At 71.4% G+C, this 23,916-nt stretch carries 19 protein-coding genes; 18 read left to right on the top strand and 1 reads right to left on the bottom strand.

Annotation, left to right across the window (positions count from 1 at the left end):
* Positions 1–220: 220 nt before the first annotated feature.
* The 14 genes from ppk2 to ACVCAG_RS01805 all read left to right on the top strand — a co-directional run bounded on the left by ppk2 (position 221) and on the right by ACVCAG_RS01805 (position 11,929).
* Entirely contained in the window at positions 221–1,177 is a 957-nt protein-coding gene (ppk2, locus tag ACVCAG_RS01870; RefSeq protein ID WP_440082032.1) for a polyphosphate kinase 2, read from the top strand.
* A gap of 66 nt (positions 1,178–1,243) precedes the next feature.
* Entirely contained in the window at positions 1,244–1,591 is a 348-nt protein-coding gene (gene hisI, locus ACVCAG_RS01865; protein WP_440065001.1) for a phosphoribosyl-AMP cyclohydrolase, read from the top strand.
* A complete protein-coding gene (locus ACVCAG_RS01860; protein WP_440082033.1) occupies positions 1,588–2,190 on the top strand; it encodes a TIGR02234 family membrane protein in 603 nt (200 codons plus the stop codon). Before hisI ends, ACVCAG_RS01860 begins: the two co-directional genes overlap by 4 nt.
* A 141-nt stretch (positions 2,191–2,331) precedes the next feature.
* Positions 2,332–2,778 carry a DUF4190 domain-containing protein gene (locus ACVCAG_RS01855; RefSeq protein ID WP_440082034.1) on the top strand — a complete coding sequence of 149 codons (447 nt, stop codon included), beginning with the start codon at positions 2,332–2,334 and terminating at the stop codon, positions 2,776–2,778.
* Between the two features lie 175 nt (positions 2,779–2,953).
* The gene (locus ACVCAG_RS01850; RefSeq protein ID WP_440082035.1) at positions 2,954–3,385 is read left to right on the top strand and encodes a DUF2752 domain-containing protein; all 432 of its coding nucleotides are present in this window, start codon (positions 2,954–2,956) and stop codon (positions 3,383–3,385) included.
* Between the two features lie 170 nt (positions 3,386–3,555).
* Positions 3,556–4,365, top strand: a complete 810-nt coding sequence (gene trpC / locus ACVCAG_RS01845) for an indole-3-glycerol phosphate synthase TrpC (RefSeq protein WP_362676234.1) — start codon at positions 3,556–3,558, stop codon at positions 4,363–4,365.
* A 27-nt stretch (positions 4,366–4,392) separates the two neighbouring features.
* Complete coding sequence (gene trpB, locus ACVCAG_RS01840; protein ID WP_440082179.1) at positions 4,393–5,613, top strand: tryptophan synthase subunit beta; 1,221 nt, start codon at positions 4,393–4,395, stop codon at positions 5,611–5,613.
* 66 nt (positions 5,614–5,679) lie between these two features.
* Positions 5,680–6,474, top strand: coding sequence for a tryptophan synthase subunit alpha (trpA, locus tag ACVCAG_RS01835; protein WP_440082036.1), 795 nt, complete (start codon positions 5,680–5,682; stop codon positions 6,472–6,474).
* 205 nt (positions 6,475–6,679) lie between these two features.
* Positions 6,680–7,213, top strand: a complete 534-nt coding sequence (locus ACVCAG_RS01830; protein ID WP_362676230.1) for a MauE/DoxX family redox-associated membrane protein — start codon at positions 6,680–6,682, stop codon at positions 7,211–7,213.
* Entirely contained in the window at positions 7,213–7,977 is a 765-nt protein-coding gene (locus ACVCAG_RS01825) for a thioredoxin domain-containing protein (protein ID WP_440082037.1), read from the top strand. The genes ACVCAG_RS01830 and ACVCAG_RS01825 overlap by 1 nt, the downstream gene beginning before the upstream one ends.
* 26 nt (positions 7,978–8,003) lie before the next feature.
* Positions 8,004–9,377 (top strand): prolipoprotein diacylglyceryl transferase, encoded by a 1,374-nt coding sequence (gene lgt / locus ACVCAG_RS01820; RefSeq protein ID WP_447189373.1) that lies wholly within the window; start codon positions 8,004–8,006, stop codon positions 9,375–9,377.
* A 148-nt stretch (positions 9,378–9,525) separates the two neighbouring features.
* Entirely contained in the window at positions 9,526–10,245 is a 720-nt protein-coding gene (locus ACVCAG_RS01815; protein WP_440082039.1) for a VIT1/CCC1 transporter family protein, read from the top strand.
* Positions 10,242–11,084 (top strand): hypothetical protein, encoded by an 843-nt coding sequence (locus tag ACVCAG_RS01810; RefSeq protein ID WP_440082040.1) that lies wholly within the window; start codon positions 10,242–10,244, stop codon positions 11,082–11,084. The genes ACVCAG_RS01815 and ACVCAG_RS01810 overlap by 4 nt, the downstream gene beginning before the upstream one ends.
* A gap of 230 nt (positions 11,085–11,314) precedes the next feature.
* Complete coding sequence (locus ACVCAG_RS01805) at positions 11,315–11,929, top strand: hypothetical protein (RefSeq protein ID WP_447189372.1); 615 nt, start codon at positions 11,315–11,317, stop codon at positions 11,927–11,929.
* On the opposite strand, the gene ACVCAG_RS01800 is transcribed toward ACVCAG_RS01805, so the two are convergent.
* A complete protein-coding gene (locus ACVCAG_RS01800) occupies positions 11,904–13,709 on the bottom strand; it encodes a bis-aminopropyl spermidine synthase family protein (protein WP_447189371.1) in 1,806 nt (601 codons plus the stop codon). The two genes, ACVCAG_RS01805 and ACVCAG_RS01800, sit on opposite strands and share 26 nt — an antisense overlap.
* Positions 13,710–13,983: 274 nt before the next feature.
* Between ACVCAG_RS01800 and gltB the strand changes: the two genes are divergently transcribed.
* The 4 genes from gltB to pyk all read left to right on the top strand — a co-directional run bounded on the left by gltB (position 13,984) and on the right by pyk (position 23,841).
* A complete protein-coding gene (gene gltB, locus ACVCAG_RS01795; RefSeq protein WP_440082043.1) occupies positions 13,984–18,489 on the top strand; it encodes a glutamate synthase large subunit in 4,506 nt (1,501 codons plus the stop codon).
* Positions 18,490–18,607: 118 nt separating this feature from the next.
* Positions 18,608–20,086 (top strand): glutamate synthase subunit beta, encoded by a 1,479-nt coding sequence (locus ACVCAG_RS01790; RefSeq protein ID WP_440082044.1) that lies wholly within the window; start codon positions 18,608–18,610, stop codon positions 20,084–20,086.
* A gap of 390 nt (positions 20,087–20,476) precedes the next feature.
* On the top strand, positions 20,477–22,252 hold the full coding sequence (locus ACVCAG_RS01785; RefSeq protein ID WP_440082045.1) for a S8 family serine peptidase: 1,776 nt from the start codon (positions 20,477–20,479) through the stop codon (positions 22,250–22,252).
* A gap of 158 nt (positions 22,253–22,410) precedes the next feature.
* Complete coding sequence (pyk, locus tag ACVCAG_RS01780) at positions 22,411–23,841, top strand: pyruvate kinase (protein WP_362842710.1); 1,431 nt, start codon at positions 22,411–22,413, stop codon at positions 23,839–23,841.
* Positions 23,842–23,916 lie beyond the last annotated feature (75 nt).

Here is a 23,916-nt window from a genome sequence, read left to right as displayed (position 1 = left end):
CCACCGGCGGGAACTCTGGGCGCACGGCATCACTTCAACACACGTTCCTAATCCCGTCAAGACCTACTGGTTTAGTAGGTTTTTTGCCGGGACGGATCGCCCGGCGAAGAGGGGACGGATCACCCGCGAAGAAAGGGATGCCCGGGAAGGATTAGCCTGTTCAGAGGGTGGTAGTGGCAGGACGGAGGCGGGCCCCACGCCCGCCCGAGGGAAGGGACCGATGGCAGAGTTGGTTGGCGGGGAGCCGTCGGACGGCCAGTTCCCCGTGGTGGACGTCCACGCGGCGATAGACCGCAGCGATCTGCTCGACGAGCTGACCGACCTGCGGGTCAACGACGATGACGACGACGATCCCGTTCTGATCCGCAAGGACGGCAGCCCGGTCGACACCTGGCGGGAGAGGTACCCCTACGGCGAGCGGATGGGGCGGGCGGAGTACGACCGGATCAAGCGGCTGCTCCAGATCGAGCTGCTCAAGCTCCAGTACTGGATCAAGGACACCGGGGGACGCATGGTCGTCCTCTTCGAGGGGCGCGACGCCGCGGGCAAGGGCGGCACGATCAAGCGGTTCATGGAGCACCTCAACCCCCGGGGCGCGAACGTGGTGGCGCTGGAGAAGCCGAGCGAGCGCGAGAGCACCCAGTGGTACTTCCAGCGCTACATCTCCCACCTGCCCGCCGCCGGCGAGATGGTCTTCTTCGACCGCTCCTGGTACAACCGCGCCGGGGTCGAGCGGGTGATGCGCTTCTGCACCCCCGAGGAGTACCTGGAGTTCCTGGAGCAGGCCCCCGAGTTCGAGCGGATGCTCGTCCGCGACGGCATCCACCTGGTGAAGTTCTGGTTCTCGGTCTCGCGGTCCGAGCAGCGCACCCGGTTCGTGATCCGCCAGGTCGACCCCGTGCGGCAGTGGAAGCTGTCGCCGATGGACCTGGAGTCGCTCGACAAGTGGGAGGACTACACCGCCGCCAAGGAGGACATGTTCGTCAACACCGACACGGAGGAGGCCCCGTGGACGGTGATCAAGAGCAATGACAAGAAGCGGGCCCGGATCGAGGCCATGCGGCACGTCCTGAGCCTGTTCGAGTACGAGAACAAGGACCACGAGGTCGTCGGCGCCCCCGACCCCAAGATCGTCGTCCACGCCGCCGACGTGCTCGACGACGACCGCGGCTACTGAGCCGAAGGCCGGCCGCGAGACCGGGCCGGACGCGACCCCTCCTCCCGGTTGCGGCACAATTGCCGCATGTCCCTTGACCTCGCCATCGCGGCCCGGCTGAAGCGCACCGCCGACGGGCTGGTTCCCGCCGTCGTCCAGCAGTACGACACCGGCGAGGTGCTCATGCTCGCCTGGATGGACGACGAGGCGCTGCACCGCACGCTCACCACGGGAAGGGCCACCTACTGGTCGCGCAGCCGCGGAGCCTACTGGGTGAAGGGTGACACCTCCGGCCACGTCCAGCACGTCAAGTCCGCCGCGCTCGACTGCGACGGCGACACCATCCTGCTTAGGGTCGACCAGGTGGGCGCCGCCTGCCACACCGGCGACCGGACCTGCTTCGACGCCGGCGAGCTGACGGTGACCCGGGCGTGACGGGCAGGCGGGAGCTGTGGACCTGGCTGGCGGCGTGCGTGGCGGGCGCCGCGCTCGTGCTCCTCGCCGCCGGGCGCGACTGGTTCACCGTGACGTACGACACCCGCGAGGTGGCGGTCTCCGCCGCCGAACTGGTGCCCGCGCTCGGCCCCGCCGCCTGGGCGGGGCTCGCCGCGGTGGTCGCGGTCCTCGCCACGGGAGGCGTGTGGCGCGGGCTCGTCGGAGCGGTGATGGCGCTCGGCGGGGCCGGGATGATCGCCGGTTCCTGGTGGGGGAGCGGCGCGAGCGCCGCGCTGCGGATCTCCGCCGAGCAGGCGCCGATCTCCGCCGGCACCACCCCGCAGGTCGCGTCGGCCGTCGTCTGGCCGATCCTCGCCTCCGCCGGAGGGCTCCTGCTGCTGGCCGGAGGAGTGGCGGTGATCCTGCGCGGCGGGCGCTGGCCGGGCATGTCCGGCCGCTACGACCGGCAGGGGGCCGGTCCCGGGGGTGCCGCGAACCGTCCCGCTCCCGCCGAGAGCGCCCTCGGCGAGCGGGCGCTGTGGGACGCCCTCGACGAGGGCACCGACCCCACGGCCGACCCGGACCCCCGCGAGCGCTGACCTACGGCGAGCGCTGATCCTCGGCCTGCGCCTTCGGCCACGACTTGCTCACAACGGGCTCACGAGCGCGAACGGATCCTCTCCTTCCGGGAGCATTTTCGCTAGGATTTCGCCCGCAACTCGGATAATTGGGGGTCATTCATGAGCTATGGCAATCACTCGGATGGCTATGGCCAGACCCCAGGGGGCGGCGGTTACGGCCCCCCGGGCGGCTACGACTCGTCCGGCGGTTACGGCACCGGAGGGCACGGCGGTTACGGCCAGCCCGGTGGCGGTTACGGCCAGCCCGGCGGCTACGACCCCTACGGGGGGTACGGCAAGCCGCCCAAGGGCAACAACGGCATGGCCATCGCCGCGCTGATCATGGGCATCGTGGGGTTGTTCAGCTGCGGGCTCCCCTCGATCGTTGGTGCGGTGCTCGGCCACATCTCGCTGGGACAGATCAACCGGACGGGCGAGGAGGGCCGGGGCATGGCCGTCGCGGGCCTGGTCCTGTCCTACTTCGGCATCCTGTGCTGGCTGGGCGTGGTGTTGCTGTTCTGGCTGATCGGGGCCGGCGCCCTCATCGGCAGCGGTGTGAGCTACTGACGCGGGGCCGGGCATCCGGCGCCGATCCCGCCGGGACCCGCGACCGGTCCCGGTTCCCGCGGGGGTTCGCGCCCGGCGGCGCGGTGGCGGCGTGAGTAGGGTGACCGGTGAGGGCCGGTGGGGAACGGCCACCGGCGAAGGATGCTGACGGGCCAGGCGACGGCATGGTGACGGCGTGGTGACGGGGAAGATCGAGGGTCCGCGCGGGGCGCGTGCGGCGGCCGTGCTGGCGCCGCTCGGCGTCGCGCTGGCGGCGGGCGCGGCGGTGGCGTTCGTGGGGGCGGTGGATCCCGGCGAGCCGGGCCACTACCCGACCTGCCCCTTCCTCATGCTCACCGGCCTCTACTGCCCCGGCTGCGGCGGCCTGCGAACGGTGTACGCGCTCGTCCACGGGGATCCCGCGGCGGCTCTGGGGCTCAATCCGCTCGTCGCGCTCATGATCCCGGTGCTGGTCGTGCTCTGGGGCCGTTGGACGCTGCGTGCCTGGTCGGGCGGTGTGCCCGCCGGGAAATCCATTCACCCGGCGTACGTGTGGTCATTGCTCGCTTTGATGGTCGTGTTTTGGGTAGTGCGAAATCTTCCTTTTGGGGAATTCCTGGCCCCATAGTCACCGATAGGTCTCACCCCGTGGCGGAGCGACCCCGGCAGGGCCGATAGCATCGGCGGAACAAGGGCAGTCGATTCGGGAGGGGCCTTACTCGTGAGCGAGCGGAGCGAGCGAACCACGGATACGGCAGCGTTCGCGAACCTGGCCCCGGAGCTTCGCGAGGAGGGCAAGTGAGCGTGCTCGAGGAGATCCTCGAAGGAGTCCGCGCCGATCTGGCCGAGCGGCAGGAGAAGGTGACGCTGGCCGAGCTCAAGGAGCGGGCCGGGCGGGCACCGGCCCCCCGTGACGCGTACGCGGCGCTGGGCGGCGACCAGGTGGCGGTCATCGCCGAGGTCAAGCGCTCCAGCCCGTCCAAGGGCGCCCTGGCCGCGATCGCCGACCCCGCCGCGCTGGCGGGTGACTACGAGTCGGGCGGCGCCCACGTCATCAGCGTGCTCACCGAGCGGCGTCGCTTCGGCGGCAGCCTCGACGACCTGGCCGCCGTGCGCGCCGTCGTCGACATCCCGGTGCTGCGCAAGGACTTCATCGTCACCTCGTACCAGCTCTGGGAGGCCCGTGCCTACGGCGCCGACCTGGCGCTGCTGATCGTCGCGGCGCTCGACCAGAACGCGCTGGTCTCGCTGATCGAGCGGGCCGAGTCGATCGGGCTGGCCCCGCTGGTCGAGGTGCACACCGAGGAGGAGCTCGACCGGGCGCTCGCCGCCGGAGCGAAGATCATCGGTGTCAACGCGCGGAACCTCAAAACCCTCGAGGTCGACCGCGAGGTGTTCGCCAAGCTGGCTCCCAAGATCCCCGACGGCGTCATCAAGATCGCCGAGTCGGGCGTGCGCGGCCCCCACGACCTGCTCGCCTACGCCAGGGCGGGAGCCGACGCCGTCCTGGTCGGCGAGAGCCTGGTGACCGGCAAGGACCCGCGGGCCGCCGTGGTCGACCTGGTCACCGCCGGTGCCCATCCCGCATCCCGACCCGAGGGGCAGTAAGCAGTGACAACGCACGACGGAACCGTCATCACCACCGCCGACCTCGCGGGCAACGCCGCGCACGGCAACGACCCCGACATCAACGGCAAGTTCGGCGTCTTCGGCGGGCGCTACGTGCCCGAGGCGCTCATCCCGGCGCTGGACGAGGTCGCGGCGGAGTACGACAAGGCGAAGAACGACGAGGCGTTCCTCCGGGAGTTCGACCACCTGCTGCGCACCTACGCCGGGCGGCCGACCACGCTGACCGAGATCCCGCGCTTCGCCGAGCAGGCGGGCGGCGCCCGGATCATCCTCAAGCGCGAGGACCTGACCCACACCGGCGCCCACAAGATCAACAATGTGCTCGGCCAGGCCCTGCTGACCAAGCGCCTGGGCAAGACGCGGGTGATCGCCGAGACCGGCGCCGGCCAGCACGGCGTCGCCACCGCGACCGCCGCCGCCCTGATGGGCCTGGAGTGCGTCATCTACATGGGTGCCGTCGACTGCGAGCGCCAGGCGCTCAACGTCGCCCGGATGAAGCTGCTCGGCGCCACCGTCGTCCCGGTCACCAACGGCAGCCAGACCCTCAAGGACGCCATCAACGAGGCGTTCCGCGACTGGGTCGCCAACGTCGACCGTACCCACTACCTCTTCGGCACCATCGCGGGCCCGCACCCGTTCCCGGAGATCGTCCGCGACTTCGCCCGCATCATCGGCGTCGAGGCCCGCCGCCAGATGCTGGAGCTCACCGGCGGGCTGCCCGACGCGGTCGCCGCCGCCGTCGGCGGGGGATCGAACGCCATCGGCATCTTCCACGCCTTCCTCGACGACCGGGACGTCCAGCTGCACGGCTACGAGGCGGGCGGCCGGGGCCTGGAGAGCGGCGAGCACGCCCTCACCCTCACCGCGGGCTCCGTCGGCGTGCTGCACGGCTCGCGCACCTACGTGCTGCAGGACGACGAGGGCCAGACGATCGAGTCGCACTCGATCTCGGCCGGGCTCGACTACCCCGGCGTCGGCCCCGAGCACGCCTGGCTCAAGGACAGCGGCCGCGCCACCTACCACGGCATCACCGACGCCGAGGCGATGGACGCCTTCGCGCTGCTCGCCCGCACCGAGGGCATCATCCCCGCGATCGAGTCCTCGCACGCGCTCGCCGGAGCCCTCAAGCTCGGTCGCGAGATGGGTCCCGAGGCGACGATCCTGGTCAACCTCTCGGGCCGGGGCGACAAGGACATGAGCACCGCGATGAAGTACTTCAACCTCTGACCCTCTGACGACCGACTTGCTTCCCCTCCGGCGGCCCGGAGGGGACGAACCGCAACGGAAGTAACGATGACGACTCTCCAGACGGTGTTCGCCAAGGCGAAGGCGGACGACCGCGCCGCCCTCATCGGATACCTGCCCGCCGGGTTCCCCAGCAAGGACGGTGCGATCGCCGTCGCCACCGCCATGGTGGAGGCGGGCTGTGACGTGATCGAGATCGGCCTGCCCTACTCGGACCCCCTCATGGACGGTCCGACGATCCAGGACGCCGTCCACCGGGCGCTGACCAACGGCACCCGCATCGCCGACGTGCTGCGCACGGTCGAGGGCGTGGCCGCCACCGGCGCCGCCACCCTGGTCATGACGTACTGGAACCCGATCGACCGCTACGGCGCCGACCGCTTCGCCCGGGACCTGGCGAACGCGGGCGGGGTGGGCACCATCACGCCCGACCTGACCCCCGAGGAGGCCGGTCCCTGGCGCGAGGCCAGCGCCGCGGCCGGGATCGACACGGTCTTCCTGGTCGCGCCGAGTTCCACCGAGGCCCGCATCAAGGCCGTCGTCGACAGCTGCACCGGCTTCGTCTACGCGGCGTCGCTGATGGGCGTCACCGGTGCCCGCGAGTCGGTCGGCGAGGCCGCGCAGGGCCTGGTCGAGCGCACCCGCCCGCACACCTCCCTGCCGGTGTGCGTCGGCCTGGGCGTCGGCACCGGGCGGCAGGCCGCCGAGGTCGCCGGCTACGCCGACGGCGTCATCGTGGGGTCGGCGTTCATCCGCCGCGTCCTGGACGCTCCCGACGAGGCCTCGGGCCTGGCGGCGGTCCGCGAGCTGGGCGCCGAGCTGGCGGCGGGCGTCCGAGGCTGAGGACTCACCGGGGCGCGGTTCCCTCGCGACGGGGCCGCACTCTGGTCTTTTGCCTGTCAGGCAGGCTTATTCAACGCTTATCCAGCCCGTGATGAGGTTTCCTTCGGATACCTTGCGTTCGCCGGAGACGTCCGTGCCCGGGGCCTGGAATAGGAGAATGGTGCTCGTGACCTCTGATAACCCCGCGCCCAATAGGTCGCGTATCGTGATTTCGGCGCTACCCTGGGTAACGACCGTCTCGCGGCTGGTGCTGGCGGGCGTGCTGATCGTCGCGGGTTGGGGCAAGATCGGCACCCCGGTGCTCTCGGTTCAGGCGGTCGAGGCATATGAACTGCTCCCTGAATCGCTCGCCACGGCGGTCGGCTACGGCCTGCCGATCCTGGAGATCGTCGTGGGGGTGTTGCTGGTCGTCGGGCTGCTCACCCGGGCGGCGGGTGTCATCTCGGCACTGCTCATGCTGGCGTTCGTCATCGGGATCGCCTCGGCGTGGGCGCGCGGGCTGCGCATCGACTGCGGCTGCTTCGGCGGCGGCGGTCAGCTGGCGGCCGGGGTGGAGCCCGACTACCTCATCGACATCCTGCGTGACTTCGGTCTCTTCGGGCTCGGCGTGCTCGTCGCCTGGTTTCCTCCGGGCCGCTTCGCGCTGGACTCCGCCCTGGGACTCACCCCGGGACGGGAGCCGTACGACGACCCTGACGGCGACGACGAGGAGGAGCACCAGGAAAAGGAGACTGACTGATGGGCAAGGCCGCGCGGGAGCAGTCGGCGCGTGATCGGATCAAGGCACAGCGCGAAGAGCAGATGGTGAAGGAGAGGCGCAAGCGCATGGCGACCATCGGAACGGCCGCCGTCGTCGCGATCGCCGCCGTCGGGGCAGGCTGGTGGTTCGCCGCCCAGAGCAGCAAGTCCGAGCAGGTCGGCGCCGCGCTCGCGCCGGTCACCGTCGCCGCGGACGGCTCGGTGGTCATGGCCAAGGCGGGCGTGGAGAAGCCGGTCCTGGACGTCTTCGAGGACTTCCAGTGCCCCGCCTGCGAGGCGCTGGAGAGGACCAGCGGCGCCACGATCAAGAACCTGGCGGCCGAGGGCAGGGCCAAGGTGGTCTACCACCCGATCACGATCTTCTCGGAGCAGACCAACAAGGGCATCACCCGGGGCAACTCCGTGCGCGCCGGGGCCGCCTCCCGCTGCATCGCCGGAGGCGCGCCCTGGAGCAGGTTCCACGACAGGTTGTTCGAGGAACAGCCGTCGGAGAGCGTGGAGGGCTTCACGATCCCCGACCTGATCGCCTGGGGCAAGGACGCCGGGGTGACCGACGCCGGCTTCGAGAAGTGCGTGACCAGCCAGGAGAAGGCGTCCGCGCACCTCGCCTACAGCGCCGAGGTTCTGAAGAGCCAGAAGCTCACGGGCACCCCGACGCTGAAGCTCAACGGCACCGAGGTGGACACCGCGGTGGCTTTCAAGCCGGCCGAGCTACGCCAGGCCGTTCTTGATGCCGCCAAGTAGCGCGCGACACGGTAACGTCACCTGACATGCCCCTCGCCTCGATTCCCAGCCCCTCCCAGGGGGTCTGGCACCTTTTCGGCGTGGTCCCCATCCGGGCCTACGCACTGTGCATCGTGCTCGGCGTCGTCGTCGCGGTCGTCATCGGCGAGCGCCGCTGGCGCGCCCGCGGCGGTGTCCCCGGAACGATCGTGGATCTCGCCGTCTGGGCCGTGCCGTTCGGCCTGGTCGGTGGCCGCCTCTACCACGTCATCACCGACTGGCAGCTCTACTTCGGGCCGGACGCGCCCAACGAGCCGATCGAGGCGCTGTTCATCTGGAACGGCGGCCTGGGCATCTGGGGCGCCGTCGCGCTCGGCGGCGTGGGCGTCTGGCTGGGCTGCCGCGGCCGGGGCATCTCCCTGACCGCGGTGGCCGACACCGTGGCTCCCGGGATCGCGGTGGCCCAGGCCATCGGCCGCTGGGGCAACTACTTCAACCAGGAGCTGTTCGGCAGCCCCACCAACCTGCCGTGGGGCCTGGAGATCGACCCCGACCGGCCCGGCACGGTGCCCGGTGAGGACACCTACCACCCCGCGTTCCTGTACGAGTCGATCTGGGACCTGGGCCTGGCGCTGGTCCTCATCTGGCTCGGCCGCAAGTTCGTGCTCCGGCACGGCCGCCTGTTCGCGCTCTACGTCGCCGGTTACACCGTGGGCCGCTTCTGGATCGAGGGCCTGCGGGTCGACACCGCCCACCACATCCTCGGACTGCGGCTCAACCAGTGGACCTCGATCATCCTGTTCGTCGGGGCGATGGCCTACTTCTGGTACGCCAGGAACAAGACCGACGAGGAGCGGGTCATCCCGGCGACCGATCCCGACGGCCTCGAGGGCGGGGCCGTCGTTCCGGGCGAGGACGAGAGCGCGGATCCGGCGAAGGGCGAGGACAAGGACGGAGACGCCGCCGCACCGGCCGGCGCCCTGGCCGCGTCGGACGTGGGAGACGGCACGGGAGGTCCCGTCGACCCGGCCCACCCGTCCGACCAGGCCGACCCGGCCGAGAACGACGGCGAGAGCGGGCAGGGCGCCGGGGCGCGGCCCGCCTCGGCGACGCTCGCGACCGGAGACCCGGGCACGGCCGGAGGCGCGGTCGATCCCGCCCACCCGTCGGACCAGGCCGAGCCGGTGGAGAGCGACCGGGACGGGAGCGACCCGGTCGACGACGAGCCGGGCAGAACGGTTCGGGCCGCCGCCTCGGACAAGATCACCCCGGACAGCACCACCCCGGACAGCGCCGCCTCGGACGACACCACCCCGGACAGCACCGCCCCGGACGGGGCCGCTTCCGACACGGAGAGAGACGATCCGCGCGGGGAGGCCGCGACGAAGGGTGTTCCCGAAGGCGAGAAAGAACGACGTTGACATCCTCCCCACGGTCGAGGCCCCGGGGCCCCGGACGCGCCGCCGGATCGTCCGGCACACCGGCGTATCCCCTCTCCGGGGCCGAGACCGGCGGCCCGCCGCCTCCCCCGCGCGCCGAGTCCCCGGGGCCGTCTCTCGAAGGACCGGAGTGAGCCCGGACGCCTTCGGGGGGCGCGCCGAGATGCACCACCGGCATCGCGACGTCAACGGCGGCTGGCTGCGGCCGTCGGTGTTCGGCGCGATGGACGGCCTCGTCTCCAACTTCGCCCTGATCGCCGGTGTCGCCGGCGGCGCCGCCGGCACCAGGGTCATCCTGCTGGCCGGCATCGCCGGACTGGCCGCGGGCGCGTTCTCCATGGCCGGTGGCGAGTACGTCTCGGTGGCCAGCCAGCGGGAACTCGCCCTGGCCGAGATCGACGTCGAGCGGCGCGAGCTCGAGCGCCACCCCGAGGCCGAGCTGGAGGAGCTCGCCAAGCTCTACGAGGAGCGGGGTGTCGATCCCGAGGTGGCGGCCGAGGTGGCCAAACAGATCTCGATGGACCCGGAAAGGGCCCTGGAGGTGCACACCGAGGCCGAGCTCGGCGTCACCCTCCGTGACCTGCCCTCGCCCAGGATCGCCGCGGTCTCCTCCTTCCTGTCGTTCGGCGTGGGCGCGCTCCTGCCCCTCCTGCCGTACCTGTTCGGGGTCACCAGCCTGGTGACCTCGGCGGTGATCTCCTGCCTGGCGCTGTTCGGCGCGGGCGCGCTGGTCTCCCGGGTCACCGCGCGCAGCTGGTGGTACAGCGGGCTGCGCCAGCTCGTCGTCGGCGCGGTCGCCGCCGGCCTGACCTTCGCCCTGGGCACCTTCCTGGGAGGAACCGCACTGTGACCCCTCCACCTCCGACCCCCACCCCGACCCCCGGGCGCAAGCGTCGCCGTACCTCCGGCAAGGCGCAGACCTGGAGCGTCCCCCTGCTGGAGGAGTGGGGGCTGACCCGGACCCAGCAGCGGCTGGTGCTGGTGTTCGGATCGCTGGCGGGCGTGCTGGTCGCCGCGCTCGCCCTCACCCTGGCGATCTCCGCGATCGGCAACGACTTCGTGCCCGAGCGGGCCACCGCCTCGGTCATCGGCACCGAACCCCGGCCGGACGTCTACCGGGGATGGCCCTCCTCCAAGGTGTTCGCGCCGATCGCGGAGAGCAGGGCCGACCCCAAGCCGCTGACGGTCAAGGATCTCTTCGCCAAGACCCTCAAGGAGGGCAGGACCACACTGAGACTGGCGGGCAGCCCCAAGCTGGAGACCGACTGCGTGGCGGCGACCTGGGGCCAGGGGCTCGCCGACCTGCTCACCCAGGGAGGGTGCACCCAGGTGGCGAGGGGCCTGTACGCCAGCGCCGACGGCCGTTACGTCGCCCAGTACACCATGTTCAACCTGCGCGACACCGCCTCCGCCGACGCGCTGGCGAAGACGCTGACCACCCTGCACCGGGGCGGCTGGGTCCGGCCGCTCCAGACGCTCAAGGTCGCCTTCCCCGCCGGTGGCCACACCGAGGCCAGCGGTCACGCCATGGGGCACTACGCGGGCCTGGTCTGGATCGGCAGGACCGACGGAGCGGAGCCGGGTCCGAGGGACGACTTCGTCTCGCTGTCCCTGACGGTCCGCGCCACGGAGAAGGCGATCTTCCGTCGCATCGTCGCCGCCTCCCCGGCGCCCGCCCCGGCCGAGTAGTTCCCGTACGCCGGGTCGTTCCCCGGATTTTCCGGCCGGGCGCCGCCGAACCGGCCGAGCCGGCCGAGCCGGCGGGGTCCGGCCGCCCCGGAGGCCGCCCCGGAGGCCGGGGCGGCGGCGCGGGGAGCCCGCCGGCCGCCGGGCGGGGTCACCGACCGTGAGCCGCTGATTCCGGTCGGGAATCCCGGTTCTTCGAGGACCGGGGAGATCTCGAAGTAAGCTTTTTCCCCATGCGCAAGTGGATCATCATTGTCGTGCTGGCCGGGGTCGCCGGGGTGGGAGCCTTCCTGTGGCTGGGCAACGAGCCCGCCCCGCGCGCCGCGGTCCTGCGCGCGGAGTCCGGTACGGCCCACTACGCGCCCATAGCGACCCGTGCCCTCGACCCCAGGCCGCTCACCGTCGCCGAGATGTTCCCCGGCCCCTCGGTGTCGGCGGGCACGACCAGGCTCGCGCTCAAGAGCACCGAGGCCCTCGCCGACTGCGCAGAAGCGGTCTGGGGGAGCGCCGAGGACGCGCTCGGCGGGTGCACGCAGGTGCTGCGGGCCCGTTACGAGACCGAGGACGGGACGGTCTCCGGCCAGTTCCTGATCTTCAATCTCGCCGACTCCGCCGCCGCCGACAGGCTCGTGGCGGCGCTCAAGGCCGGGGGCTTCGTCCGGCCCGCCCCCGACACCCCCGACGGCTTCGACGGCTCGCGCAGCTGGGCCCAGGTCCGCGGCCTCGGGCACTACGTCACGGTGAGCTGGGTCGCCCCCGTCGTGCCGGGGAGCAAGGTGGATCTCACCTATCCGCAGGTCGCGATGGACGGCCTCGGCCTGGTCATCCAGCGTCGGCTGGTGCCCTGAGGGAGCCCTCCACCGCGGCGCGCAGCTCCAGCAGCCGGTGGGCGGGCAGTTCGAGGACGGTGACGTCGCCCGCCCACGGGGCCACGGCGGTGACGACCGCCCTGGCCTGCCTCTTCGTCAGGTCACCCCTGACCCTGATCAGGGCCTCGCGCCAGGTGTTGGCGAGCTTGCCGTGCGCGTTGTCCAGGACGCGGCGCAGGATCCTGGCCGCGTCGTCGCCGGTCTCGCCGGTCCCTGTGTTCCCTGCGGGTGGCGCCACCCGTACGGCGCGGACGGACGCGCCCTCGACGGTGAGCTCGTAGACGGGGGCGAGCAGGTCGGCGGGAAGGTCCTTCGGGGCCGTGGCCAGCGTGACCCGGACCTCCGCGGCGCGGGTGGCGAGCAGCAGGCGGGGCAGCGCGGCCTCCAGACCGGCGGGTACGGAGATCGCCACCCTGGCCGGGTCGCTGGCGTAGGGCTTGGACAGCCAGGTCGCCAGGCGCGCTCTGGGCGCCCTGGGCAGCACGTCACGGGGCCATTCGCCCACCAGCACCTCCGGGACGAACCCGTCGCCGGAGTCCGCGGCCGGGGCGGCGGAGGGGGGCGCCGACTCCACGGACTGCGGGCCCTGCGTGTAGATGGCGGTGCCGGAGGCCTCGGTCCTGGCGGCCGCGGCGGGCCAGGTTCTCGTCGTGGGACGCAGGACGTACAGGTCGGCGGCCGAACCGATGGCCTCGGCGCCGAGGTAGCGGTTGAAGTCGGGATAGATCGCCTCGTTGACGAGGTTGAGCTGCGACAGGGCCTGCTGCACCTTGAGGGCGAGCGCGGGGGTGCGCTCACTGGCGCCGTACGCCAGCATGATCCGGCCCTGCTCGCGGTCGCGCAGCCCCTCCGCGCAGCGGGCGACGAACAGCCCGACGCCCTCGGGGGTGTAGGGAGGGTCGGTGATCGCCAGATCGGCCCAGGACTGCGCGGAGGCGGGCAGTCCCAGGCGCAGGTCGGCCCACCGGGTTCGCACGGCCAGGCCGAGCCGGTCGGCCTGCCCGGCGATGTAGGCGAGGATGCGCTCGTCGACGTCGACGACGGTCACCTCGACGCCCGGGTGCAGCATCGCGGTGGCCAGCGAGGTCAAATCGTGGTCGCCCACGCACAGCAGCCTGGCTCCGTCCAGCCAGAACCGGGCGTCCAGCAGCAGCGCCCGCCTGACCACGGTCTCGCCGGTCGCGGCGACGTGGTCCAGCGTGTGGCGGCCCCTGGGCGCCTTGGCGATCAGCTCGTCCATGCGCGCGACCAGGTCCGCGTGGCCGGGAAGCAGGTGGGCCACGGGATCCGCCGGTCCCAGGGCGCTCCCTCCCGGTCCGGCGGGCGGGAAGGCGCTCTCCCGCCGGGCCGGGCCCGGCTGGTCCCGGCCCACCGGAACAGACCCCGGCCGGGCGGGCTCCAGCCAGGCCGGCGGGGCCGGGAGCCTGAAGCGGTCGCCGGACCGCTCCAGCTCCCCGTCCACCTCGCGCAGCAGCGCCTCGATGGTCCGTCGCGACGTCGCGGTCTCCCTGACCAGGTCGGCGAGCGTCCACCAGCGGCCGTCGCCCAGGGCGGCGAGCGCGTTCCGCAGCCGCCTTCCGTCGACGCCCGCCCGCGCGACGAGCGCCTCGGCCCCGGTCCCGGCTCCGGCCTCGCTCACGGCTCCGGTCCCCGCCCCGGCCCGGGACCCGACTCCCGCGCCGGCTCCGGCCAGGTCGCCGGTTTCGCCGGTTTCGCCGGGGGTGCCGGGGGAGTCCGGTGCGCCGGACCGCCTCGACACGCCCGGGATGTTCGGAGTGCTGGTGTCTGTCAGATCGGTGGGGCCACCCGGGCCGACGGGGTCGCTCGGTTCCATTGGGCCACCATAGAGCCCGGACCTGGAATGTTGCGCCACCGTTACGTGTTAAACGAACCGGGCGAACCGGCACTAATTCGGCGCGATCTCACCGGGTAGGTAGGTATCCGGCAGGGTACGGTAATCTCTACCCACCACGCAGCAGGGCCAACGTCGTCCCTTGCTTGTTCGAAAGAAGCAAGACGACGGGAGGGATTCAATGCCTGCTGCCCACCTCGGCTTTCCCGAGCCTCAGGGCCTGTACCACCCCTCGCACGAGCACGACGCCTGCGGTGTCGCCATGGTCGCGGACGTCGCCGGCCGCCGGAGCCACGACATCGTCGCGAAGGCATTGACCGCGCTGTGCAATCTCGACCATCGGGGAGCCCAGGGTAGCGAACCGGACACCGGCGACGGGGCCGGGATCCTGACGCAGATCCCCGACATCTTCTTCCGCGTGGTGGCGGACTTCCCCCTGCCCGCGGCCGGTTCCTACGCCGCCGGCATGGCCTTCCTGCCCGTCGAGGCCCAGGCCCGCGAGACCGCCGTGCGGCTGATCGAGGAGATCGCCGCGGAGGAGGGCCTGACGGTCCTCGGCTGGCGCGACGTTCCGACCACCCCCGACCTTCCCGGGCCGAGCGCCCGCGCGGTGATGCCGTTCTTCGGCCAGCTGTTCGTGGCGTCCCCGGACGGCGAGACCGGCCTGGAGCTGGACCGGCTGGCCTTCTGCCTGCGCAAGCGGGCCGAGCACGAGGCGAACGTCTACTTCCCCTCGCTGAGCTCCCGGACCATCGTCTACAAGGGCATGCTCACCCCGCTGCAGGTCGAGCAGTTCTTCCCCGACCTGAGCGACGAGCGCTACGAGACCGCGATCGCGCTGGTCCACTCGCGTTTCTCCACCAACACCTTCCCCTCGTGGCCGCTGGCGCACCCGTACCGCTACGTCGCCCACAACGGTGAGATCAACACGGTCAAGGGCAACCGCAACTGGATGCGCGCCCGCGAGGCCATGCTGAAGACGGCGAACCTGCCGGGCGACCTGTCGAGGCTCTTCCCGATCTGCGACCCGGCCGGTTCCGACACCGCCTCCTTCGACGAGACGCTGGAGCTCATCCACCTCGCGGGACGCAGCCTGCCGCACGCGGTGCTGATGATGATCCCCGAGGCGTGGGAGAGCCACACCGAGATGGACCCCGCGCGGCGGGCGTTCTACGAGTTCCACTCCACGATGATGGAGGCCTGGGACGGCCCGGCCTCGATCACCTTCTCCGACGGCACCCTCGTCGGCGCGGTGCTCGACCGCAACGGCCTGCGGCCTGGCCGGTTCTGGGTGACCGCGGACGGCCTGGTCGTGCTGGCCTCCGAGGCGGGCGTGCTGGACATCGCCCCCGAGGACGTGGTCCGCAAGGGCCGCCTGCAGCCCGGCAAGATGTTCCTGATCGACACCGAGCTCGGCAAGATCATCGAAGACGACGAGATCAAGGCGGAGCTGGCGGCCGAGCTGCCGTACGCGGACTGGCTGCACGCCGGGCTGGTCCGTTTCGAGGAGCTGCCCGCACGCTCGCACGAGGTCCCCTCGCACGAGGCGCTGATCAAGCGGCAGCAGACCTTCGGCTACACCGAGGAGGAGCTGCGGATCATCCTGGCGCCGATGGCCAGGGCGGGCATCGAGCCGATCGGCTCGATGGGCACCGACACCCCGGTCGCGGTGCTCAGCGAGAAGCCCCGGCTGCTGTTCGACTACTTCAGCCAGCTGTTCGCGCAGGTCACGAACCCGCCGCTGGACGCGATCCGCGAGGAGCTCGTCACCTCCCTGGCCAGCACCATCGGCCCCGAGGGCAACCTGCTCGACCCGGGACCGGCCTCCTGCCGCCAGCTCGTGCTGCCCTACCCGGTGCTCGACAACGACGAGCTCGCGAAGATCATCCACATCAACGACGAGGGCGCGCTGCCGGGCTTCCACCCGCACGTGGTCTCCGGCCTGTACGAGGTCGCGGGCGGCGGCGAGGCGCTGCTGCGCCGCATCGAGGAGATCCGCGCCGAGGTCTCCTCGGTGATCGAGGGCGGGGCGCGGATCATCGTGCTGTCCGACCGCGGCTCCTCCGCCGCCCTGGCGCCGATCCCCTCGCTGCTGCTCACCGGCGCCGTCCACCACCACCTGATCGCCGAGAAGACCCGCACCAAGATCGGTCTGGTCGTCGAGACCGGCGAGGCGCGCGAGGCGCACCACATGGCGCTCCTGGTCGGCTACGGGGCGGGCGCGGTCAACCCGTACCTCGCCATCGAGACCGTCGAGGACATGGTCGACTCCGGCGTCCTGAAGGTCGACCGGCACAAGGCCGTGCGCAACCTCATCAAGGCGTACGGCAAGGGCGTGCTGAAGGTCATGTCCAAGATGGGGGTGTCCACGGTCGCCTCCTACACCGGGGCGCAGATCTTCGAGGCGCTCGGCCTGAGCCAGGAGGTCGTGGACGCCTGCTTCACCGGGACCACGTCCCGTCTGGGCGGCGTCGGCTTCGACGTCCTGGCCGAGGAGGCGGCGCAGCGTCACCTGCGCGCCTACCCCCGGGCCGAGAACGCCCACCGCCGCCTGGAGGTCGGCGGCGAGTACCAGTGGCGCCGCGAGGGCGAGCCGCACCTGTTCAACCCCGAGACCGTCTTCAAGCTGCAGCACGCCACCCGCTCGCGCCGCTACGAGATCTTCAAGGAGTACACCGGCCTGGTGGACTCCCAGGCGGAGAAGCTGATGACGCTGCGCGGCATGTTCAAGCTGCGGGAGGGCGTCCGCGAGCCGGTGCCGATCGACGAGGTCGAGCCGGTCAGCGAGATCGTCAAGCGCTTCTCGACCGGCGCGATGTCGTACGGCTCCATCTCGATGGAGGCGCACGAGACGCTCGCCATCGCGATGAACCGGCTGGGCGGCAAGTCCAACACCGGTGAGGGCGGCGAGGACCCCGAGCGGCTGCACGACCCGGCCCGCCGCTCGGCCATCAAGCAGGTGGCCTCCGGCCGGTTCGGTGTGACCTCGGAGTATCTGGTCAACGCCGACGACGTGCAGATCAAGATGGCCCAGGGCGCCAAGCCCGGTGAGGGCGGCCAGCTGCCCGGCCACAAGGTCTACCCGTGGATCGCGAAGACCCGGCACTCCACCCCGGGCGTCGGCCTCATCTCGCCGCCGCCGCACCACGACATCTACTCGATCGAGGACCTCGCCCAGCTCATCCACGACCTGAAGAACGCGAACCCGGCCGCCCGGGTGCACGTCAAGCTCGTGGCCGAGGTCGGGGTCGGCACGGTCGCGGCGGGCGTGTCCAAGGCCCACGCGGACGTCGTGCTCATCTCCGGCCACGACGGCGGCACCGGCGCGTCCCCGCTGACCTCGCTCAAGCACGCGGGCTCCCCCTGGGAGCTCGGCCTGGCCGAGACCCAGCAGACGCTGCTGCTCAACGGCCTGCGCGACCGGATCGTCGTGCAGGTGGACGGCCAGCTCAAGACCGGCCGCGACGTGGTCATCGCCGCGCTGCTCGGTGCCGAGGAGTACGGCTTCGCCACGGCCCCGCTGGTCGTCTCCGGCTGCGTGATGATGCGCGTCTGCCACCTGGACACCTGCCCGGTCGGCGTCGCCACCCAGAACCCCGAGCTGCGCAGGCGGTTCACCGGCAAGCCCGAGTTCGTGGTCAACTTCTTCGAGTTCGTCGCCGAGGAGATCCGCGAGTACCTCGCCGCGCTGGGCTTCCGCAGCATCGAGGAGGCCGTCGGCCACGCCGAGCTGCTGGACACCACCCCGGCCGAGAACCACTGGAAGGCCTCGGGGCTGGACCTGGCGCCGATCCTGCACCAGCCCGAGCTGCCCGCGGGCGCCTCGCTGCGCCGTACCGTGGAGCAGGACCACGGGCTGGACAGGGCGCTGGACAACACGCTGATCCAGCTCGCCGAGGGCGCGCTCAAGGGCGGTTCCAGGGTCACGCTCGACCTGCCCATCCGCAACGTCAACCGCACGGTCGGCACCATGCTCGGCCACGAGGTGACCAAGCGGTACGGCGGGGCGGGCCTGCCCGACAACACCATCGACGTGCGCTTCACCGGCTCCGCGGGCAACTCCTTCGGCGCCTTCCTGCCCAGGGGGATCACCCTGCGGCTGACCGGCGACGCCAACGACTACGTGGGCAAGGGCCTGTCCGGCGGCCGGATCACGGTCCAGCCGCACGACGCGGCCCCGCTCGACGGGCACATCATCGCCGGAAACGTCGGCCTGTACGGCGCGACCTCCGGTGAGGCCTTCATCCGCGGCGTCGTGGGGGAGCGGTTCTGCGTCCGCAACTCCGGCGCCACCGCGGTGGTCGAGGGCGTCGGCGACCACGGCTGCGAGTACATGACCGGCGGCAAGGTGGTCGTGCTCGGCCCGACCGGCCGCAACTTCGCGGCGGGCATGTCGGGCGGCGTCGCCTACCTGCTCGACCTCGACGCCGAGCGGGTCAACCGGGAGATGGTCGAGATCGAGGAGCTGGACGAGGCCGAGTCCGAGGCGCTGCGCGAGATCGTCGAGGCCCACCTGACCGAGACCGGCTCCACGGTGGCCAAGGCGATCCTCGCCGACTGGGACCCGTCCCGGTTCGGCAAGATCATGCCGACGGACTACAAGCGGGTCCTGCGGGCCGCCGAGTCCGCCCGGCTGGAGGGCCGCGACATCGACGAGGCCGTCATGACCGCCGCGGTCCAGGGGTGAGGCCGATGTCCGTTCCGATGGCGAAGACCGTTCATGTCGCCCATGTTTCCCGGCTGTTCCGGGGTTCCCGGGCTCTCCAGGCTTTTCACGGATTTCACGGATAAGGGAGGTACGACCGATGGCTGACCCCAAGGGTTTCCTCGCTCACGGACGCGAGCTGCCGGCGCGCCGCCCGGTGGACGTGCGCATCCGCGACTGGCGGGAGGTCTACGAGGACTTCCCCAAGCCCGCGCTGACCAAGCAGGCCGCGCGGTGCATGGACTGCGGCATCCCGTTCTGTCACAACGGCTGCCCGCTGGGCAACCTGATCCCCGAGTGGAACGACCTGGTCTACCGGGACGACTGGCGGGAGGCCATCGAGCGCCTGCACGCCACCAACAACTTCCCGGAGTTCACCGGCCGGCTGTGCCCGGCTCCGTGTGAGGCCGCGTGCGTGCTCGGCATCAACTCCGACCCGGTCGCGATCAAGCGGGTCGAGGTCGAGATCATCGACCGCGCCTTCGACGAGGGCTGGGTCACCCCCCAGATCCCCGCCTCGAAGACCGGTAAGCGGGTCGCGGTCGTCGGCTCGGGTCCGGCGGGCCTGGCCGCCGCGCAGCAGCTCACCAGGGCCGGGCACGACGTGGTCGTGTTCGAGCGGGCCGACCGGATCGGCGGCCTGCTCCGCTACGGCATCCCCGAGTTCAAGATGGAGAAGCGGCACATCGACCGCCGGCTCGACCAGATGCGGGCCGAGGGCACCGAGTTCCGTACCGGCGTCAACGTCGGCGTGGACATCACGGCGGCGCGGCTGCGCGAGGAGTTCGACGCGATCGTCCTGGCCGGCGGCGCGACCCAGTGGCGGGACCTGCCCGTCGCCGGACGCGACCTGGCGGGCGTCCACCAGGCGATGGAGTACCTGCCGCCCTCCAACAAGGTCCAGGAGGGCGACTTCCCGGTCTCGCCGATCAGCGCCGAGGGCAAGCACGTCGTCGTGATCGGCGGTGGTGACACCGGCGCCGACTGCATCGGCACCGCGATCCGCCAGGGAGCCGCCTCGGTCACCCAGCTGGAGATCATGCCCCAGCCCCCGGCGGACCGCCCCGGCAGCCAGCCGTGGCCCACGTTCCCCATCCTGTTCAAGATGGAGAGCGCCCACGAGGAGCTGGCCGAGGGCGGCGGCGACCGGGTCTACGCGGTCTCCACCACCGAGTTCGTCGGCGACGCCGACGGCAACGTCCGGGCGCTGCGCCTGGTCGAGGTGGAGGGTCCCGCGGCCGGGTTCAAGCCGGTGCCCGGCTCCGAGCGGGAGATCCCGGCCGAGCTGGTCACACTGTCGATGGGCTTCGTGGGCCCGGAGAAGAAGGGCCTGCTGGAGGAGCTCGCCGAGGTCGCCGGAGGCGAGTTCTTCGACGCCAGGGGCAACGTCGCCAGGGACAGGGGCTACATGTCCTCGGTCGACGGCGTCTTCGTCGCCGGGGACATGGGCCGCGGCCAGTCGCTGATCGTGTGGGCGATCGCCGAGGGCCGCTCGGCCGCCTCGGCCGCCGACCGCTACCTCACGGGCCAGACGGCCCTGCCGGTGGCGATCCCGCCGACGGCGCGGCCACTGGTCTGAGCGGTCGCCGGTCCTGGACGGTCGCCGGTCTTGAACGGCGACTGGTCCAAGCGGTCGCCGGCTGACATGTCATGGCCGGTCCGGGTGTGTCATGGTTGGTCAATGCACTCCCGGACCGGTTCATGCATGTCATGGCCGGTTCGTGGATGTCATGGCCGGCCCGGTCAGACCGGGCCGGTCCGGCGGGAACACGGCGGGAACACGGCGGGTTCGGGCACGTCACGGGTCACCCGGGGGCGGCGTCGCCCGCCACGTCCGGGAACCGTCCGGCGTGGCAGATGTCTTACCGGCGGCTTCAGGTAAAAATGCGCAGAGCGGGTGTTCAGATTGCTTTGTCGTACATATGCCTGAAAGATATTTCTTCTTGATCAGGCCAGGTGCGGAGGATCGATGAATCGCGGGATCAGAAGCCTGACGGGCACGGCGGCGGTGCTCGCCCTGGCGGCGACCCTCACGGCGGGAGCCCTGGGCGGCGGGGCCACGACAGACGCGGGTCAGAACCGCGAGTACCTGGTCTTCTACGCGGACGGAGCCCGCGACCGGGCGATCGAGGCGATCGCCGCGAGCGGCGGTACCGCCCTGTCGACCGACACCAGGATCGGCTACGTCCTCGCCGACGGTCCCGGTCCCCGCTTCGTGGAGAGCCTGGCCGGCAGCGACGCCGTCGAGGGGGTCTCCTCCGACCGCAGGATCGGCTCCGCCACCGCGGTCGCCCCCGCGACCGCCGCCTCCACGGCCGGGACGCCCGCCACCGCCCCCGCGGCCGGGGTTCCCGGCGCCGGGACCGCCTCCCGGGCCGGGACCCCGCTCGCCTTCCCCTCCGCGGACGCTCTCGGGCGGGCGGGCACCCCCAGCGCCCCCACGCCCTCCACCGGCACGCCCGAGCCGCTGGCCGGACGGCAGTGGGACATGAAGATGATCGGCGCCACCGTGGACGGCTCCTACGCCACCGAGCCCGGTGACAAGCGGGTGCTGGTCGGCGTCATCGACACCGGGGTCGACGGCAAGCACCCCGACATCGCCCCCAACTTCAACCGAACCCTGAGCCGCAACTTCGTGACCGACCGGCCCAAGGACCCCAACGGCAAGACCCTCGACGGGCCCTGCGAGTTCAAGAGCTGCAAGGACCCGGTCGACTGGGACGACGACGGCCACGGCACCCACGTGGCCAGCACCATCGCCTCGCCGCTCAACGGCGTGGGCATCGCCGGGGTCGCCCCCCAGGTGTCCCTGGTGAACCTGCGCGCGGGCCAGGACTCCGGCCTGTTCTTCCTCAAGCCCAGCATCGAGGCGCTCACCTACGCCGCCGACGCCGGGATCGACGTGGTCAACATGAGCTTCTACGTCGACCCGTGGCTGTTCAACTGCAAGGCCAACCCCGCCGACTCCAAGGCCGAGCAACTGGAGCAGCGCGGCATCATCACCGGCATGCAGCGCGCCCTCGACTACGCCCGCAAGCGCGGCGTCACCCTCATCAGCGCCATCGGCAACGGCGCCACCGACCTCGGCAGGCCCAGCAAGGACGCGACCAGCCCCGACTACCCCAAGGACACCGAGCGCACCCGCAAGGTCGACAACTCCTGCCTGAACGTCCCGGCCGAGTCCAAGGGCGTCATCTCGGTCACCTCGGTGGGCCAGAGCGGGCGCAAGGCCTACTACTCCGACTACGGCGTCGAGCAGGCCGACCTGGCGGCCCCCGGCGGGGACGAGTTCGACGGCGGCGGCACGTACGACCCCACCCGGGGCATCCTGGCCGCCGCGCCGGAGAACGCGCTCAAGGCCAAGGGGCAGCTCGCCGCCGACGGCGCGCCGAAGTCCCCGTCGATCGTGCGGGAGTGCGAGGGCGGCACCTGCGCCTACTACCAGTACCTCGTCGGCACCTCCATGGCCGCCCCGCACGCCACCGGTGTCGCCGCCATCCTGATCAGCCGCTTCGGCAAGCCGGGCAAGGGCGGCCTCGCGCTGCCCGCCGCGGACGTCCAGCGCCTGATGTACTCCACCGCCACGGAGAAGGCCTGCCCCTCGCCGCGCGAGTACGCCTACAAGATCGACCTCGTGGTGGACGAGGTCCACAAGTGCGAGGGTCCCAAGGCGCACAACGGCTTCTACGGCCGCGGCGTCATCAGCGCCGCCAACGCCGCCAAGGCCACCCCCTCCACTCCCTGATCCGATCCCGCCCGTTGCGACATGTGGTCTCAAAGTCTGAGAAAAAGGGCGATTCGCAACCTGCCGTTCATCCGGGGTAGCTTTGTGTCACCGATTTTTTCATCGGCGCTCTGACCAACGTCACGACCAAGTGGTCTGTACCAATTAGGGTGGGATCCGTGACTCGTCGCGCGAAAATCGTCTGCACTCTCGGCCCTGCCACCTCTTCTCCCGAACGCCTCCGCGAACTGATCGCGGCCGGGATGGACGTGGCCCGTTTCAACCTCAGCCATGGCAGCCACGAGCTGCACAAGGAGGTTTACGACAGGGTGAGGGAGGCCGCCGCCGAGCTCGGGCGTGGCGTGGGTCTGCTGGCTGACCTCCAAGGCCCCAAGATCCGGGTCGGCAAGTTCGGTGAGGGCCCCGTCCGCCTCGGCTTCGGTGATGTCTTCACGATCACCACTGAGGAGGTTCCCGGCGACCGTGACCAGGTCTCCACGTCCTATCTGGGGCTTCCCAAGGACGTCAGTCCCGGGGACAACATCCTGGTCGACGACGGCCGCGTCCGGCTGGAGGTGACCCGGGTCGACGGCCAGCGCGTCACCACCCGGGTGATCATCGGTGGCATGATCTCCGACAACAAGGGCCTCAACCTGCCCGGCGTCAACGTCAGCGCCCCCGTCCTGACCGACAAGGACGAGACCGACCTTCGCTGGGCCCTGCGCACCGGCTTCGACCTGGTCGCCCTCTCCTTCGTCAGGCGTCCCTCCGACGCCGACGTGGTGCGCAACATCATGGAGCAGGAGGGCATCCGCCTCCCGCTGCTCGCCAAGATCGAGAAGCCGCAGGCCGTGGAGCGGCTTCCGGAGATCATCGAGGCCTTCGACGGCATCATGGTCGCCCGCGGCGACCTCGGGGTCGAGCTGCCGCTGGAGGAGGTGCCCATCGTGCAGAAGCGCGCCATCGAGCTCTGCCGCGAGAAGGCCCGCCCGGTCATCGTCGCCACCCAGATGCTGGAGTCGATGATCACCTCCCCGCGGCCCACCCGCGCCGAGGCCTCCGACGTCGCCTACGCCGTCATGGACGGCGCCGACGCGGTCATGCTCTCCGGCGAGACGTCGGTCGGCAACTACCCCGTCGAGGTCGTCGAGACGATGAGCCGCATCGCCACGACCGCGGAGAAGAGCTCCCTGCAGGCCACGCACAGCCTCGACCGGCTGCCGGAGACCACCGGCGGCGCCATCGCCCGCGCCGCGGCGGAGGTCGGCGCCATCGTCGGCGCCAAGGCGCTGGTGGCGTTCACCATGTCCGGTGAGACGGCCCGCCGCCTGGCCCGCTACCGCTCGCCGATCCCGCTGCTGGCGTTCACCTCCGCCAGCCACGTCCGCAACCAGCTCGCGCTGACCTGGGGCGTGGAGACCTTCGAGGTGCCGTTCGTCCACCACACCGACGACATGGTCCGCCAGGTGGAGGCCTCGCTGCTCGCCAACTCCCGCCTGGAGAAGGGCGACAAGGTCGTCATCGTCGCCGGTTCGCCTCCCGGCACCGCGGGTTCCACCAACGCCCTGCGCGTGCACACCATCGGCGCGGCGGTCTCCAACCCCGGCTGATCTGCGCGATCGCGTACGGCCACCGCTGCGGCGGTGGCCGTTCGCGTTTCCGGGGCTTTTTCACGCGGCTGCGGA

The organism is Streptosporangium sp. G12 (assembly GCF_052983175.1).
The sequence above is the reverse complement of the archived record's forward strand: the minus strand, read 5'-3'. Positions and strand labels throughout refer to the sequence as shown.

What these genes read in the sequence shown, in the direction of transcription:
- trpA (WP_440082036.1), top strand. Translation starts at nt 5,680, where the DNA reads ATGACGACTCTCCAGACGGTGTTCGCCAAGGCGAAGGCGGACGACCGC.
- ACVCAG_RS01790 (WP_440082044.1), top strand. Translation starts at nt 18,608, where the DNA reads ATGGCTGACCCCAAGGGTTTCCTCGCTCACGGACGCGAGCTGCCGGCG.
- gltB (WP_440082043.1), top strand. Translation starts at nt 13,984, where the DNA reads ATGCCTGCTGCCCACCTCGGCTTTCCCGAGCCTCAGGGCCTGTACCAC.
- ACVCAG_RS01825 (WP_440082037.1), top strand. Translation starts at nt 7,213, where the DNA reads ATGGGCAAGGCCGCGCGGGAGCAGTCGGCGCGTGATCGGATCAAGGCA.
- ACVCAG_RS01805 (WP_447189372.1), top strand. Translation starts at nt 11,315, where the DNA reads ATGCGCAAGTGGATCATCATTGTCGTGCTGGCCGGGGTCGCCGGGGTG.
- ACVCAG_RS01785 (WP_440082045.1), top strand. Translation starts at nt 20,477, where the DNA reads ATGAATCGCGGGATCAGAAGCCTGACGGGCACGGCGGCGGTGCTCGCC.
- lgt (WP_447189373.1), top strand. Translation starts at nt 8,004, where the DNA reads ATGCCCCTCGCCTCGATTCCCAGCCCCTCCCAGGGGGTCTGGCACCTT.
- ppk2 (WP_440082032.1), top strand. Translation starts at nt 221, where the DNA reads ATGGCAGAGTTGGTTGGCGGGGAGCCGTCGGACGGCCAGTTCCCCGTG.
- hisI (WP_440065001.1), top strand. Translation starts at nt 1,244, where the DNA reads ATGTCCCTTGACCTCGCCATCGCGGCCCGGCTGAAGCGCACCGCCGAC.
- ACVCAG_RS01855 (WP_440082034.1), top strand. Translation starts at nt 2,332, where the DNA reads ATGAGCTATGGCAATCACTCGGATGGCTATGGCCAGACCCCAGGGGGC.